We start from the raw sequence: 13,468 nt of genomic DNA, 5'->3' as shown, positions 1-13,468 counted from the left end.
GGGTATATTCATTATTTAAATACAAATCGTTTAATAGTATAGGACCATATTTAATTGTTAGTGACTTATAGTTAGTATCGGATCAAATAAGTATGTTATAATAATTGCACTATTGAATAAGTGAGGAAACGACATGGGAGTTAAAAAAGTTGCTTTAGCATGTAGCGTCTGCGCTTCACGTAATTATATGGTTACTAAAAAGCCAGAACGCATGGAACGCCTTGAAGTAAAAAAGTATTGCCCATTTTGTGGACATCATACTTTGCATCGTGAAACAATGTAAGTTTCGTTTTAAATTATTTGGATAAGGAGATTGGTAAAATGAAGTTTTTAGGATCAGTTGCATCAGAAATGCGCCGTGTGACATGGCCAACGTTTAGTGAAAATATGCGGGATACGGGAATTGTGTTGGGTACATCGATTTTCTTCGCCCTATTTTTTGGTGGCGTTGACTGGCTCTTAGAACAAGGAATTTTGCTCTTGTCCAAGTAATTAAAACAGCTTATAATTAAGTTACTAATTGAGATATAGAACGGCCCTCTGATGAAGGGGGTTTTTAATTTGGAAAAAATGGAGGCTCTAATGGTTGAATCAGTTGAAGCGGAATGGTATGTCTTACAGACGTATTCAGGGTATGAAAATAAAGTTAAATCTAGTTTGGAATCTCGTATTGAAACAATGAATATGACCGATTTCATTTATCGCGTGATTGTACCAGAACAAGAAGTGGTAGATCGTGATAAAGACGGAATGCCTGTTCGTGACGCTGATGGGGAAATTAAGACCCATATGGAAAATGAATATCCTGGTTATGTTTTGGTGAAGATGGTCATGACCAATGAAGCTTGGTATGTCGTGCGAAATACACCAAACGTTACTGGATTCTTAGGTTCACGTGGTGGAGGTGCTAAACCTGTTTCTTTGACAGCGGATGAAGCTGCAACTTTCTTGCATCGTTATGATGAAAATGGAAATCCATTAGAAATAGATGCTGAAGAAGAAGTATCACATGACAAGTTAAAGTTGGATGCTGTTGTTGGTGATTACGTTAAGATTATCGCCGGACCAATGGCTGATCAAGAGGGACCAATCACTGAAATTGATGAAGACAAAGCTGAAGTTACGGTTTTGGTAACTTTCTTTGGACGCGAAACACCCACTCAAGTTTCATTTGCGGACGTTGAACCTGTTAAATATTAGTATAGAATATATTTAAAATTGAAGCTGAGACCCTTTGGATCTCAGCTTTTTAATATTATTTTTTTAAGATTTAACAATAAATATCATCAATAATAGGTTATATTAAATAAACTTGATGCATTTAATTAAATGAAGGAATGGCGTAGTAATTAAAGAACATTTTTTATTTTATAGTAGAAACAAATAGAGATGTTCTTGTTTTTATCTAGATTATTTGTTATTATACTCATTGTATGCGTGGTGACATGTATATGTGGGAGGCGGAAATCGAAACTCGCCATTTTATACCACAAGCACGAAGGAGGATACAATCGTGGCTAAGAAAGTTTCAAGTATTGTTAAGTTGCAGATTCCAGCCGGTAAGGCTACACCTGCTCCTCCAGTTGGTCCTGCATTGGGACAAGCTGGTGTTAACATCATGGGGTTCGCCAAAGAGTTTAATGCTCGTACAGCGGATCAAGGGGGTCTTTTGATTCCTGTTGTTATTACAGTGTATGAAGATCGTTCATTTACATTCGTAACTAAGACACCACCTGCTGCCGTTCTTTTGAAGAAGGCTGCTGGTGTTGAAAAGGGTTCAGGAGAACCTAACACCAAGAAGGTAGCAACGGTTACTGCGGCGCAAGTCAAAGAAATCGCTGAGACTAAGATGCAAGATCTAAACGCGGCTGACGTTGATGCAGCTGTTCGCATGATCGAAGGTACTGCACGTTCAATGGGATTCGTTGTTGAAGGATAATTTTTTATCTCACAAGAATTACTATTGCCGTTTCAGACGGATCGCATTAGGAAACTAAGCATGATCAAGCGGGAGGTCTTAGACGACCGTTTGACCGCATTTGCAAGGAGGAATAGCTACCATGGCTAAGAAGTATGGAAAAAAGTATTTAGCAGCCGCAGAAAAAGTTGAAGCTGAAAAGTTATACAACTTGGATGAAGCTGCTGCATTGGTGAAGGAAATTGACTTCGCCAAGTTTGATTCAACTGTTGAAATCTCATTCAACTTGAACGTGGATACACGTCAAGCTGACCAACAATTGCGTGGGGCTGTAGTTTTGCCTAACGGAACTGGTAAGGACCAAACAGTTGTTGTCTTCGCTCAAGGAGATAAGGCAAAAGAAGCTGAAGCAGCTGGAGCCGATGTTGTCGGTGGTGCTGACTTAGTTAAGCGTATCGCTGATGGATGGTTGGACTTTGATGTTGCCATCGCTACTCCTGATATGATGGCTCAAGTTGGACGTGTTGGACGTGTGCTTGGACCTAAGGGATTGATGCCTAACCCTAAGACTGGAACAGTTACTTTTGATGTGGCTAAGGCCGTTGAAGAGTCTAAGTCTGGTAAGGTTACTTACCGTACTGATCGTGACGGAAACGTTGCTGTTCCTGTTGGTAAGGTTTCATTTGATGCTGACAAGCTTGCTGGAAATATCAAGTCAATTTCTGACGTTGTTATCAAGGCTCGCCCATCTGCTGTTAAGGGAACATATGTACAACATGTATCAATTGCTTCTACATTTGGACCTGCTATTAACTTAGATATTACATCATTGTAATAAAAAAGTTGTAGACGTTTATTGACATTTCCCGGATATTTCTGGTATATTGTCTAATGAATTAAATAGATTCTACCTAAGACGCCGGAGGCCTTTTGGCCTTAATATATCCTGCCGAGGAAGTGAAAATGAGCGAAAGCAAATTGGAACCCCCGGCACTATGGTGTTGGGGGTTTCTTAGTTAGGATCAAATCTAATATAGGAGGAATCAAATACCATGAGTGAAGCAACTATTGCTGTTAAAGCACAAAAAGTAGAAGAAATTGCATCAAAGTTTAAAGATGCAACTACTTCTGTTGTAGTTGACGTCCGTGGATTGACTGTTGAGCAATCTAACAACTTACGTAAGTCATTACGTGAGGAAGGCGTTGAGTTGAAGGTTATCAAGAACAAAGTTTTGACGCGTGCCGCCGAAGCTGCTGACTTGTCAGCCTTGAATGACTTGTTTGCCGGACCTTCAGCCGTTGCATTTTCAAACGAAGATGCAATTGCTCCAGCCCGGATTTTGAAGAAGTATGCTGATGAAATCGAAGCCCTTGAAATCAAGGGTGGTGTGGTTGACGGAAACATTGCTAGTGTCGAAGACATTAACAAGTATGCCGCTTTGCCAGACCGCGATGGATTGCTTTCAATGTTGTTGTCAACATTGCAAGCACCTGTTCGTAACGTCGCTTATGCCGTTAAGGCTGTGTCAGACGCGAAGGCAGAAGCAGAAGCATAAAGCTTTTAAACTTTTTGCTAAATGTAAATTTAACCATAAAGTTATATTACTTACTAATAAATTATGCCAATATGGCTAAAATTAAAGGAGATTATTATCATGGCTTTTGATAAGGATTCAATCATCGCTTCATTGAAGGAAGCAACGATCATGGACTTGGCTGACTTGGTTTCAGCTATCGAAGAAGAATTTGGTGTTTCAGCTGCTGCCCCTGTTGCAGCTGCTGGTGTTGCTGGTGGCGAAGCTGCTGCACAAACTGAATTTAATGTTGAATTGGTTTCAGCAGGTAACGCTAAGGTTCAAGTAATCAAGGCTGTCCGCGAAGTTACTGGTTTGGGATTGAAGGATGCTAAGGGACTTGTTGACAACGTACCTTCAGTTATCAAGGAAGCTGTTTCAGAAGACGAAGCTAACGAATTAAAGGCTAAGTTGGAAGAAACTGGAGCCGAAGTTACTGTTAAGTAATTTCATTTAGGCTTAATACCTTTCAAAAGGTAAATTAAAAACCGTTATATAGGCATTTATGCTTGTATAACGGTTTTTTTGTCCTGATTTTGATTTAATTTTGCATATATGAATATTTATTTGTGAGTATTAATCTTCCTTTAGCTAGATTGATTGTTATATATTTATTGCTCAGTTAAGACAATGACTTTACCAAAGCTTTGGCTACTTTGGAGGTAACTGTGTGCTTTAGAAAGATCGCTTAAATTAAAAATTTTTTCCGGTTTAACATTTACTTTGTTTCTAGTAATGTAATTCAAAAGATCATTTAATTTATGTTCATCCACATTGTTCGAATAAAAGCTTGTTAGATAGCTGTTTTGATGAATGTCCATAATGGGATCAAAATTATTAAGATCCCATTGTCCACCTAACTGGCCAGTGCTACATACGATTCCTTTTTCATTTAAGTGATTAAAACTATCTTTAATAGTTGCAGGGCCAATTAATTCGAGAATTTTGTCAAAGGAATTGTCTCCTTGAATTACACCATTTTTTTCTTCAATGATATGATCAAAGCCAACTTTTTTTAAATTTGCGCTTTTATCGAGGTTCCGAGTAGTCCCAGTAACTTTAATGGAAGGATATTTACTTTTTATTAGATTTAAAAATGCGATTCCAACACCACTGGTGGCCCCTCTAACGAGTAATTCGTCAGACTCAGTAATGTTAAGATTTAACATTGAACCATAGGCTGTATAATATGTTTCTGGAATTGCAGCTAATTCACCCCATGCCAGTTCAGTATTAACCGGATAAATTTGTTCATTTGGAACAAGGACGTATTCGGCATAGCTTCCGTCAAAGGCACGCCCCATTTCCCCCATAATCGAAATGACCTTTTGTTGGTTAGGTAATCTATTCGGATCAGTTGTTTCTTCAATAACCCCCACACATTCAATTCCTAATATTCTTGGAAAATTAACTGAAGGGGATTTTCCCTCACGAGTAAAAATTTCAGAATGGTTAATACCGAATCCTTTGATTTTAATTAAAGACCATCCAGGAACTGTTTTGGGCTTAGGAACGTCTTGATAGAATAAATTTTCAGGACCACCTGGTTGATTAACGACAATTGCTTTCATGTTTTAAGACCACCTTATTGATTATTTTATATTAATTCGTCAATGACGTCAGAAATTCTATATGTAGCTAAGCGATCTAGCTCATTTAAGAATTTGTTTAAGTCAACTTTTGTGTAAAAAGCACCTTCAATTAAATAATTACTGTCTCCGGTTATTTTATAATGATGCAATATAGAATTTCTATATCTATGAATAAGCTGAAGATACATATCGGAATTGGGGGTATCCATAGTAACTTCAATAAATATCTGTCGAGAAAATCCCATTTTCTCTAAATTAACTTCGATTCGGTAACGTTCAATAACCCCAGTTTCTTCAAGTTTCCTAATTCTTTCGCTAACGGCGGGTGGAGTTAGGTGTATTTTTTGCGCTAGATGACTTGTTTTTATACGACTATTTTTATTCAGTTCTTTTAGAATATTTAGATCTGTTGAATCAAGCAAAATTTATATCCTTCTTTTTTAAAGTTAAAAGGCAAAATACCTTCAAATTAATATTAACATTTAAATATATAACGAGTATAGTTTCATATATTGCTTAAATCAATTAGGGGAATAAAATGCAAAAATTAATACAAGTCATTATTGAACGAAAGACAGATTTATTATTGGCGTTATGGCAACACGTACAGATTTCAATTATAGCGCTCGTGATTGCTATGTTAATAGCAATTCCATTAGCTATTTGGGTTGTCAGACATCGACGTTTTTCAGAATTTTTTTTACAACTAACTAGTATTTTACAAACAATTCCATCGTTGGCATTGTTGGGATTATTAATTCCATTTGTTGGAATTGGAACGTTGCCTGCGATCATAGCGCTCGTTGTTTATGCTTTATTGCCTATTTTTCAAAACACATATTTAGGTATATCAGAAATTGATCCATCAATTGAGGAGGCAGCTGATGCATTTGGAATGTCATCAGCACGTAAATTATTTAAAGTTGAATTACCGATTGCAATGCCCCAAATAATTTCGGGGATTAGAACGGCTCTAGTTTTAATTATAGGAACTGCTACGTTAGCTGCCTTGATTGGTGCTGGTGGGTTGGGTACTTTCATTATGTTAGGGATTGATAGAAATGATACTTCGCTATTGATTATTGGGGCGGTTTCGTCGGCCATTTTAGCGGTTACTTTAAGTTTAGTGGTCAGGTGGTTTCAGTCTATTAAACCAATTCATGCAATACTTGCCTTTTTAAGTCTGCTCTTGCTGATTGGTAGTGGAAGTGTTTATACTACTTACTATAATCGCATCGAAAATATTACAATTGCTGGGAAACTTGGCTCAGAACCGGAAATATTAATTAATATGTATAAGGAATTAATCGAAGACAATGATGAACATGCGAATGTCCAATTAAAACCCAACTTTGGGAAGACCACTTTCTTATTTAGTGCATTACAAAATGATCAGATTGATATCTATCCAGAATTTAGTGGATCAGTATTGGAAACATTAGTTAAAGGAAAAGTGGCGAAACATCAAACGGCTCAAGAAACTTATGATTTGGCGAAAAATATGTTAAGTAAAGAAGATAAGTTGACTTATCTTAAGCCAATGCAATATAACAATACTTATGCATTAGCTGTAACTGAAAAATTTAAAAAAGAAAATAACTTAAATAATATTAGTGATTTAGCTAAAATCAATGGTTTACTAAAACCCGGAATGACATTAGAATTTATCGATCGTGATGATGGAATGCGGGGACTACAAAAGGCTTATGGCTTTAAGGTATCAGCTAAGTCTATGGAGCCAGCGTTACGGTATGAGGCGATAAACGATGGACGAATTAATTTGGTGGATGCTTACGCAACTGACAGTGAACTTAAGGAGTATAACTTAGCACTTTTAAAAGATGATAAAAATTTCTTTCCGGCTTATCAAGGAGCCCCTTTGATGAAGACAAAATTTGCTAATCAACATCCTAAAGTAGTCAAGGCTTTGAATAAATTAGCTGGGAAAATATCGAATCAAGATATGCAAGAAATGAACTATGCGGTGAATGTAAAGAAAGAGCCGGCTGCATCTGTGGCACATCAGTATTTGGTTCAGCATGACTTGATAAAGGAGTGACATTAGAATGACTATTGCAATTGAATTTAGACATGTTAAAAAAGAATATCAAGCACAAAACGTTATTCAAGATTTGAATTTAGCTATCAATAAAGGTGAATTATTCGTGCTGGTGGGTGAATCTGGAAGCGGAAAGACTACAACTTTAAAAATGATTAACCGATTAGAGAAACTAAATGCCGGTGAGATTATAATTAATGGAAATGATATAGCTAATCTTTCTAATCGTGAATTGAGACAAGATATTGGTTATGTATTACAACAAATTGCCTTATTTCCTACCATGACCGTTGCTCAAAATATTGCCGTTATTCCTGAAATGAAGGGGATGAATAAAAGTAAAATTAATGAAATTACGCATGAATTGTTAATGGATGTTGGATTGGATCCAAAAAGTTATTGGAATCGAAAACCTAATGAATTATCGGGTGGTGAACAGCAAAGAATTGGGATCTTACGTGCCATTGCATCCCAACCGGATATTGTTTTAATGGATGAACCATTTAGTGCATTGGATCCCTTATCGCGGCAACAACTGCAAAATTTAGTCATAAGAATGCATGATAAATATCATAGTACCATTGTTTTTGTTACTCATGATATGAATGAAGCTTTAAAGTTAGGCGACAGAGTGGGGATCATGAGTAAAGGTGAAATTGTCCAAGTTGATACGCCGACCCAGATTGCTCAAAATCCAACGAATGATTTTGTCCGTAATTTTTTCAGTGCCAGTCGAGCTAAAAATATTTATGATATTTATCTCGGCCGTGTTGGGATTGTTCAAGGGTATCTAACAGAAAAGCCTATCGGTGAAATTAAGACTTTAGATGAACAAGCTACATTGAGAGATACTTTTGCTGTATTAGCCGAATATGAATATGTTGCTGTAACTGATAAGACCCAAATTTTAGGGTACTTAAATCGGAAACAAATAATTGCATATTTAACTCAACATGAAAAAGATTAGAAAAATGTTTGGTTTTATATATTTGATGGGAACAGTTGTTATGATTGTTCTCATTTTTATTTACGACCATGATTCTTTACTTGAAATTTAGAGATGCTTAATAAAAATAATTCATATTTTTGTAAATAAACATTTGATTGTCTTGTTACGTTATAGTTTATAATAAAATGTACATTAAAAAAGACAGATAAAAAATGAGGTAAAAGAGTGGAAGGTAATTAATTCTACATGGGATTTGATTCCACCGTTTGCACCAGATGTTAAGAAACTAAAAAGTAATAGGAGAATTATGATGAATAAAGAAAATAATTTAGAAGAAAAAATAATTTCACTTGAAAAAGGTGCTTTGGATAAGTGGTTTAAAGGGGATACATCAGGTTATCTAGATATCTGGTCAAAGAATCAGTTTTCTTATTTTGATGGAGCTGTGGAACATCGTGTGGATACATATAATGATATTAAAGAAATGGTTCTAAAAAATGTAGAAGGAAAATTATTTGCTGATACATATAATTTTGAATCCCCACGGGTGCAAGCAGTCGCTGATATGGCAGTTCTAACTTATCAATTGTATGCAAAAACTTCGTTGATTGACATGCAATATAATTGTATTGAAGTGTATCAGTTAGAAGCAGATGAATGGAAAGTAATTCATTCAACTTGGTCATTCATCAGACCGATGGATATGGATTTTAATCAAGCTAAGGAAATTGTATAATTTAATTTTTTTAAAGATGGGGGAAATAATGATGAAAGAACAAGAATTGATAGATATTATCATTTCTGAGACGGATGCATATTTATCATATCCATTTAATAAGCCTGGTACAAAATCAACGATTAAATGGTCGATTTTAAAGCATCATAAAAATAATAAAATTTTAGCTATGGTCTATATCAAAGATGATGAGCTATCATTGAATGTTAAGCTTTTACCCGAGCATAGTGAGAGCTTAAGGACGTTAAAAGGCGTAGAACCTGGTTATCATATGAATAAAAAGTATTGGACCACCATTTTAATAAATAATACAGAATTAACGTTAAAAGAGATCAAAAATATTATCCAAGAAAGTAATGAGCTAACGAAGGCATAAATTACATTAATGGGCAAAGAGCATCGATATATTATAAAATTGATTTTGAGGTAGTTATAAAATAATGTTATATAAATATTTTTATGTTGCTTGGGAGACATTGTGGTGAATCATCATCTTTTATTGATCAGTTATATTGGATATGAAATCAGAGGGATGAATTTATGAATTATTTATTATTGGCTTTAGCAATTGTTTCTGAATTAATTGGAACCAGTTTATTGAAATATACAGATGGATTTACCAAAATGTACCCTACAGTTGCGACTTTGTTAGCTTACGTGGTCTCGTTTTATTGCCTATCGATTGTAGTTAAAGCTCTACCAGTTAACGTTGTATATGCAATTTGGAGTGGAGTGGGGATTGTCTTAGTGACTTTAATCTCGGTTTTTGTATTCCATAATTCTATTAATTATCCAACGATCTTAGGAACGGGGCTAATTGTGATTGGGGTAATTTTAGTAAATATGTTTGGTTCGGGCCATTGATTAAAAGATTTAGATAATTAAAAGCATCTGGATAAGATGCTTTTTTTATTAGTTAAATTAGTAAATTTGAATTAAAAAATTAAATGTTATTTAACAAGATGTAATTCCGTTAATTCACCCATTTGTTTCACTGATTTAAGATTGAATTTTTGATAATAATTACCAGGTTCAAATAATTTTTTACCTTTTCCCAATAAGACGGGTGCAATTTGTAACCAAATTTCATCTAACATGTTATTTTCTAATAATACTTTGACAATAGATCCGCCACCAATAATCCAGATTAACCCTCCGTCGAGAGCTTTTAAGCTATTAAATATTTTGATAATATCACCAGCTACAAAAGATGTATCCTTATTGTGATTTAAAATATGATGTGAAAAGATAATTTTTTCCTTCCCAGGATATAACTCATTTCCTTTTAGATATTTTTGAGTTTCTTGGTAGGTGGTTCGTCCCATGACGAATGTGCTGACATTTTTTTCGAATTCTTCATAAGTTGATATGCCATTAAGGTCACTTTGAAAAAGCCAATCTAAATTATCATTTTGGTCTGATAAATATCCATCGAGGCTGACTGCACCGTAAAAAACGATCTTTCTCATTAGTAGTTCTCCTTTTTGCATTCAATATAACATTAAGTTATAGAAATAAATAATAAAATGATCGATGGTGAGAAATTAAAAGTATGTACATTAGGATGTCTATATTTATATAATTGATGTTTTGTAATTGTTTGAATTACGACAATTTGCAAGGGTAAAAATTGGATCAATCTAAAACGTATTTAAATGTGTTAATTTTAAAAAAATTTAAAAAATATATTTGTAAAGATTGTTACAGAAAAACACTAACTTTGAAAAGGTATTCACGTCTTGAAGTTCGTGTTTAACTATATTTATAACTTTTTTATGAAAATAAACGATTAAATAGTTTCTAAAGACAGATAATGTTATAACATCATAGTGTGAATGTTACAGTTTAGCGTTTGATTAATAATAGCAAATTTCAGATAATAGAAAGGTTGAGTTTTATAATTTAAGGAGATTGTAGCATGACACATAAAACGCATACGAGCCGTTCAATTACAACGGGAAGTATCGCAGTGGCTAGTATTCCTGTAATGATGATTTCAGCAGGAATAACAGCATTAATGGCTGCAAAAGCGTATCAAATAATTCGATTAGCAAACGCATACGGCACAATGTTGGAGAAAGAGAAGCATCTTAATGATTAATCGTATCTTTACATACTTGAAAGAGGATGTAATGTTTACGGCTAGTATGGTGTTAGCTGTGATTACATCTCTTCTGGTTCGTCCTGACATTGGGGCGGTCAATTGGCATACTGTTTTTAGTTTAATGACTATGATGATTTGGGTAGGATTTTTAGAAAAAGCTGGAATTCTGCATACCGTTTCAGTTTGGTTAGTGAACCGAAGTCATCATGCGCGAACATTAATGACAAGTGTTACATTTCTATCTTCTTTTGGGGCAATGTTGTTATCAAATGATATCGCGATCTTAACGATATTACCTATTTATTTAAAATTAGCTGATCAACTAACGACCCGTTTAAAGGTCGTTGGTTCGACTTTGGTTATCATGGCGGCTAATTCTGGGGCAATTTTGTTTCCTTTTGGTAAATCGCAAAATCTATATATGTTTGTACACTATAAGATTAATGTTATTCAATTTTTTGAATGGTCAGCATCGTTAACGGTTGCTACGTTAGTTTTAATGTTTATCATTACGCGCTTTGTTCGAAGTACACCAATCCAAATTGATTTACCAAAACCAGATAAAATTCATCGGGGACGTTTGAGTTTTTTGACGGTTACTGGAATTATTTTAATTATTACGATTTTTGGTTGGACACCGTTTAATCTGGTGGTGCCATTAATCTTAATCGCCTTTTTTCTATATAATCCCAAGATGTTTAACTTAGTGGATTTTGGTTTATTGGCAACGTTCATTTTCTTCTTTATTGCGACTAATAATTTAGCTCATTTAGAAGAGGTAAAACATTTAATTGAAACCTTGTTTGATACCAAGTCTCACGTTTTATTTGGAACATTCTTCTTAAGTCAATTTATTTCAAATCTACCTTCAACGATTTTGATTTCAACCTTCACAGATCATGCTTATGATTTATTTATTGGATCAAATATTGGAGGATATGGATCAATTTTCGCCTCAATGGCTAATTTAATAGGGTATCGTGTTTTCCGTCAGTTAGATCCTAAGTTTTCTTGGACCTTCTTAAAAGTTTTCATGATAGTTAATTTTGCTTTTGCAGCGGTGTTACTGTTGATTTTTGGACTTTGGAGTCTATAAAAATAAATAATTATATAAAGAAGCTGTATTTATTTGTACAGCTTCTTTTTTATATGAAAATCCATAAAATTTGTGATAAACAATACAAAACCCATAAAATTTGATTTAATTCAATTTTGGGTGAGATTAAAGTAAAGAAATTCAAACAAAATGTAAGTAATTTTCATGGTTAATTGAATTTACTAAAATTTCAAAAGAAATATGAAAATAATCAAAATTGCTTGTATAAACCATTAATATGATAATGTATATATAAAGTATATTAAAAAACATGCATTAACCGATTACAAATAAAACTTTTAACTAAAATAGATAAAACGTTTAACATCTAATAACCACAACGTTTGAAAAAAACATTCAGAAAACGTTTACAAACAAAAAAAGGTATATTATAATATATTTATTGAAATTTGCTTCACATTGCTTGTCAATTTATACGGACAGTTAAGTGGTGCTACTAAAAAATATACTAAAGAAATGAAGGATAATTTAATGGCAAAGATTATTACTGTTTTAGGCTCAACTAACATTGACAAAGTTGTTTCTGTACCCCGTTTTGGAGCAAGTGGAGAAACTCTTCACACTCCAAATCATCAAGTTGAAGCAATGGGTGGAAAAGGTTTGAACCAAGCCGTAGCCGTAGCACGTTCAGGTGTTAAGACTAACATGATCACTAAGGTTGGTGCTGAATTTGACACTGCTAAGAGCATGAACGTAGCTAATTTGAACACTGAACATGTAATGGTTTCTGAAACTGAAGAAACTGGACAAGCATATATCACGGTTTCTGCTGAAACTGGAGATAACATCATCCACATTTATGGTGGAGCCAATGCTGATATGACTGCTGCAGATGTTCGTGCACATGAAGATGCTATTGCTGAATCAGACTTCGTAATTGCACAATTAGAAACACCAATGGAAACAGTTATTGAAGGATTCAAAATTGCGCACGAAAATGGCGTAAAGACAATCTTGAACCCTGCTCCAATGCCTGAAGTTGGTGGTTTGCCAGCCGAATTACTAGAATTAACTGACATTATTGCACCTAATGAACATGAAACATTCTTGTTGACTGGGATTGAAGTGACTGATGAGCACTCAATGTTGCACAATGCGGCTTACTATTTCGAACGCGGAATTGATACTGTGATCATTACTATTGGTTCAGAAGGATCATTCTTCATGCGTGATAATGGAACTGAAGGAATTGTGCCAGCCTTTAAGGTTAGTGCTGTTGATACAACTGCAGCCGGAGATACATTTATCGGAGCTACTGCAACTCGTTTGCACGCTAACTTGGATAACTTAGCAGAATCAATGCGTTACGGTTCAGCTGCTTCATCTTTGACAGTTTCACGTGCCGGTGCACAACCAAGTATTCCAACTGAAGACGAAGTTTTGGCTGTTTTGGAAGCACACAAATAATTAATTAATTAT

General features: G+C 34.7%; 18 protein-coding genes and 1 other annotated feature. Of the genes, 15 read left to right on the top strand and 3 right to left on the bottom strand.

Annotated features, from left to right (window positions below; genetic code table 11):
- Positions 1 to 133 precede the first annotated feature (133 nt).
- From rpmG to rplL, 7 genes are all read left to right on the top strand, one after another.
- On the top strand, positions 134 to 283 hold the full coding sequence (rpmG, locus tag JC2156_RS08785; protein WP_006846069.1) for a 50S ribosomal protein L33: 150 nt from the start codon (positions 134 to 136) through the stop codon (positions 281 to 283).
- A 38-nt stretch (positions 284 to 321) separates the two neighbouring features.
- Positions 322 to 492, top strand: coding sequence for a preprotein translocase subunit SecE (gene secE, locus JC2156_RS07685; protein WP_006846068.1), 171 nt, complete (start codon positions 322 to 324; stop codon positions 490 to 492).
- Positions 493 to 582: 90 nt separating this feature from the next.
- Complete coding sequence (gene nusG, locus JC2156_RS07680) at positions 583 to 1,200, top strand: transcription termination/antitermination protein NusG (RefSeq protein ID WP_006846067.1); 618 nt, start codon at positions 583 to 585, stop codon at positions 1,198 to 1,200.
- 313 nt (positions 1,201 to 1,513) lie between these two features.
- Positions 1,514 to 1,939: a 50S ribosomal protein L11 gene (gene rplK, locus JC2156_RS07675; RefSeq protein WP_006846066.1), complete on the top strand. Its 426-nt coding sequence runs from the start codon at positions 1,514 to 1,516 to the stop codon at positions 1,937 to 1,939.
- Between the two features lie 121 nt (positions 1,940 to 2,060).
- Positions 2,061 to 2,753 carry a 50S ribosomal protein L1 gene (gene rplA, locus JC2156_RS07670; protein ID WP_006846065.1) on the top strand — a complete coding sequence of 231 codons (693 nt, stop codon included), beginning with the start codon at positions 2,061 to 2,063 and terminating at the stop codon, positions 2,751 to 2,753.
- A gap of 57 nt (positions 2,754 to 2,810) precedes the next feature.
- Positions 2,811 to 2,941 (top strand) — a sequence feature (ribosomal protein L10 leader region).
- Between the two features lie 29 nt (positions 2,942 to 2,970).
- Entirely contained in the window at positions 2,971 to 3,474 is a 504-nt protein-coding gene (gene rplJ, locus JC2156_RS07665) for a 50S ribosomal protein L10 (RefSeq protein ID WP_006846064.1), read from the top strand.
- A gap of 99 nt (positions 3,475 to 3,573) precedes the next feature.
- On the top strand, positions 3,574 to 3,939 hold the full coding sequence (gene rplL / locus JC2156_RS07660) for a 50S ribosomal protein L7/L12 (protein WP_006846063.1): 366 nt from the start codon (positions 3,574 to 3,576) through the stop codon (positions 3,937 to 3,939).
- A gap of 164 nt (positions 3,940 to 4,103) precedes the next feature.
- Here rplL and JC2156_RS07655 read toward each other — a convergent pair whose 3' ends face one another.
- Positions 4,104 to 5,063, bottom strand: a complete 960-nt coding sequence (locus tag JC2156_RS07655) for a zinc-binding dehydrogenase (RefSeq protein WP_006846062.1) — start codon at positions 5,061 to 5,063, stop codon at positions 4,104 to 4,106.
- Positions 5,064 to 5,089: 26 nt separating this feature from the next.
- On the bottom strand, positions 5,090 to 5,506 hold the full coding sequence (locus JC2156_RS07650) for an Lrp/AsnC family transcriptional regulator (RefSeq protein WP_038241308.1): 417 nt from the start codon (positions 5,504 to 5,506) through the stop codon (positions 5,090 to 5,092).
- A gap of 116 nt (positions 5,507 to 5,622) precedes the next feature.
- On the opposite strand from JC2156_RS07650, the gene JC2156_RS07645 reads away from it, so the two are divergent.
- The 5 genes from JC2156_RS07645 (at position 5,623) to JC2156_RS07625 (ending at position 9,692) form a co-directional block, all read left to right on the top strand.
- Positions 5,623 to 7,143 carry an ABC transporter permease/substrate-binding protein gene (locus JC2156_RS07645; protein WP_006846060.1) on the top strand — a complete coding sequence of 507 codons (1,521 nt, stop codon included), beginning with the start codon at positions 5,623 to 5,625 and terminating at the stop codon, positions 7,141 to 7,143.
- Positions 7,144 to 7,150: 7 nt separating this feature from the next.
- Positions 7,151 to 8,110, top strand: coding sequence for an ABC transporter ATP-binding protein (locus JC2156_RS07640; RefSeq protein WP_006846059.1), 960 nt, complete (start codon positions 7,151 to 7,153; stop codon positions 8,108 to 8,110).
- Positions 8,111 to 8,402: 292 nt separating this feature from the next.
- Positions 8,403 to 8,828, top strand: coding sequence for a nuclear transport factor 2 family protein (locus JC2156_RS07635; RefSeq protein WP_006846058.1), 426 nt, complete (start codon positions 8,403 to 8,405; stop codon positions 8,826 to 8,828).
- Positions 8,829 to 8,856: 28 nt separating this feature from the next.
- The gene (locus JC2156_RS07630) at positions 8,857 to 9,204 is read left to right on the top strand and encodes an MmcQ/YjbR family DNA-binding protein (protein ID WP_006846057.1); all 348 of its coding nucleotides are present in this window, start codon (positions 8,857 to 8,859) and stop codon (positions 9,202 to 9,204) included.
- 164 nt (positions 9,205 to 9,368) lie between these two features.
- Positions 9,369 to 9,692, top strand: coding sequence for a DMT family transporter (locus JC2156_RS07625; protein WP_006846056.1), 324 nt, complete (start codon positions 9,369 to 9,371; stop codon positions 9,690 to 9,692).
- An 86-nt stretch (positions 9,693 to 9,778) separates the two neighbouring features.
- Here JC2156_RS07625 and JC2156_RS07620 read toward each other — a convergent pair whose 3' ends face one another.
- The gene (locus JC2156_RS07620; RefSeq protein ID WP_006846055.1) at positions 9,779 to 10,297 is read right to left on the bottom strand and encodes a dihydrofolate reductase family protein; all 519 of its coding nucleotides are present in this window, start codon (positions 10,295 to 10,297) and stop codon (positions 9,779 to 9,781) included.
- A 449-nt stretch (positions 10,298 to 10,746) separates the two neighbouring features.
- On the opposite strand from JC2156_RS07620, the gene JC2156_RS07615 reads away from it, so the two are divergent.
- The 3 genes from JC2156_RS07615 (at position 10,747) to rbsK (ending at position 13,456) form a co-directional block, all read left to right on the top strand.
- Positions 10,747 to 10,929 (top strand): hypothetical protein, encoded by a 183-nt coding sequence (locus JC2156_RS07615; RefSeq protein WP_006846054.1) that lies wholly within the window; start codon positions 10,747 to 10,749, stop codon positions 10,927 to 10,929.
- Positions 10,922 to 12,028, top strand: coding sequence for an SLC13 family permease (locus JC2156_RS07610; protein WP_038241304.1), 1,107 nt, complete (start codon positions 10,922 to 10,924; stop codon positions 12,026 to 12,028). The genes JC2156_RS07615 and JC2156_RS07610 overlap by 8 nt, the downstream gene beginning before the upstream one ends.
- Positions 12,029 to 12,520: 492 nt before the next feature.
- A complete protein-coding gene (gene rbsK, locus JC2156_RS07605; protein ID WP_006846052.1) occupies positions 12,521 to 13,456 on the top strand; it encodes a ribokinase in 936 nt (311 codons plus the stop codon).
- Positions 13,457 to 13,468 lie beyond the last annotated feature (12 nt).

Source organism: Weissella koreensis KCTC 3621, assembly GCF_000277645.1.
Note: the sequence above shows the minus strand (reverse complement) of the source record. Positions and strands in the feature narration are given on the sequence as shown.

Coding starts and splice junctions, on each gene's coding strand:
- JC2156_RS07635 (WP_006846058.1), top strand. CDS start 8,403: ATGAATAAAGAAAATAATTTAGAAGAAAAAATAATTTCACTTGAAAAA.
- rpmG (WP_006846069.1), top strand. CDS start 134: ATGGGAGTTAAAAAAGTTGCTTTAGCATGTAGCGTCTGCGCTTCACGT.
- JC2156_RS07645 (WP_006846060.1), top strand. CDS start 5,623: ATGCAAAAATTAATACAAGTCATTATTGAACGAAAGACAGATTTATTA.
- JC2156_RS07625 (WP_006846056.1), top strand. CDS start 9,369: ATGAATTATTTATTATTGGCTTTAGCAATTGTTTCTGAATTAATTGGA.
- JC2156_RS07610 (WP_038241304.1), top strand. CDS start 10,922: ATGATTAATCGTATCTTTACATACTTGAAAGAGGATGTAATGTTTACG.
- rbsK (WP_006846052.1), top strand. CDS start 12,521: ATGGCAAAGATTATTACTGTTTTAGGCTCAACTAACATTGACAAAGTT.
- JC2156_RS07615 (WP_006846054.1), top strand. CDS start 10,747: ATGACACATAAAACGCATACGAGCCGTTCAATTACAACGGGAAGTATC.
- JC2156_RS07640 (WP_006846059.1), top strand. CDS start 7,151: ATGACTATTGCAATTGAATTTAGACATGTTAAAAAAGAATATCAAGCA.
- rplA (WP_006846065.1), top strand. CDS start 2,061: ATGGCTAAGAAGTATGGAAAAAAGTATTTAGCAGCCGCAGAAAAAGTT.
- rplL (WP_006846063.1), top strand. CDS start 3,574: ATGGCTTTTGATAAGGATTCAATCATCGCTTCATTGAAGGAAGCAACG.
- JC2156_RS07620 (WP_006846055.1), bottom strand. CDS start 10,297: ATGAGAAAGATCGTTTTTTACGGTGCAGTCAGCCTCGATGGATATTTA.
- nusG (WP_006846067.1), top strand. CDS start 583: ATGGTTGAATCAGTTGAAGCGGAATGGTATGTCTTACAGACGTATTCA.
- JC2156_RS07655 (WP_006846062.1), bottom strand. CDS start 5,063: ATGAAAGCAATTGTCGTTAATCAACCAGGTGGTCCTGAAAATTTATTC.
- JC2156_RS07630 (WP_006846057.1), top strand. CDS start 8,857: ATGATGAAAGAACAAGAATTGATAGATATTATCATTTCTGAGACGGAT.
- secE (WP_006846068.1), top strand. CDS start 322: ATGAAGTTTTTAGGATCAGTTGCATCAGAAATGCGCCGTGTGACATGG.
- rplJ (WP_006846064.1), top strand. CDS start 2,971: ATGAGTGAAGCAACTATTGCTGTTAAAGCACAAAAAGTAGAAGAAATT.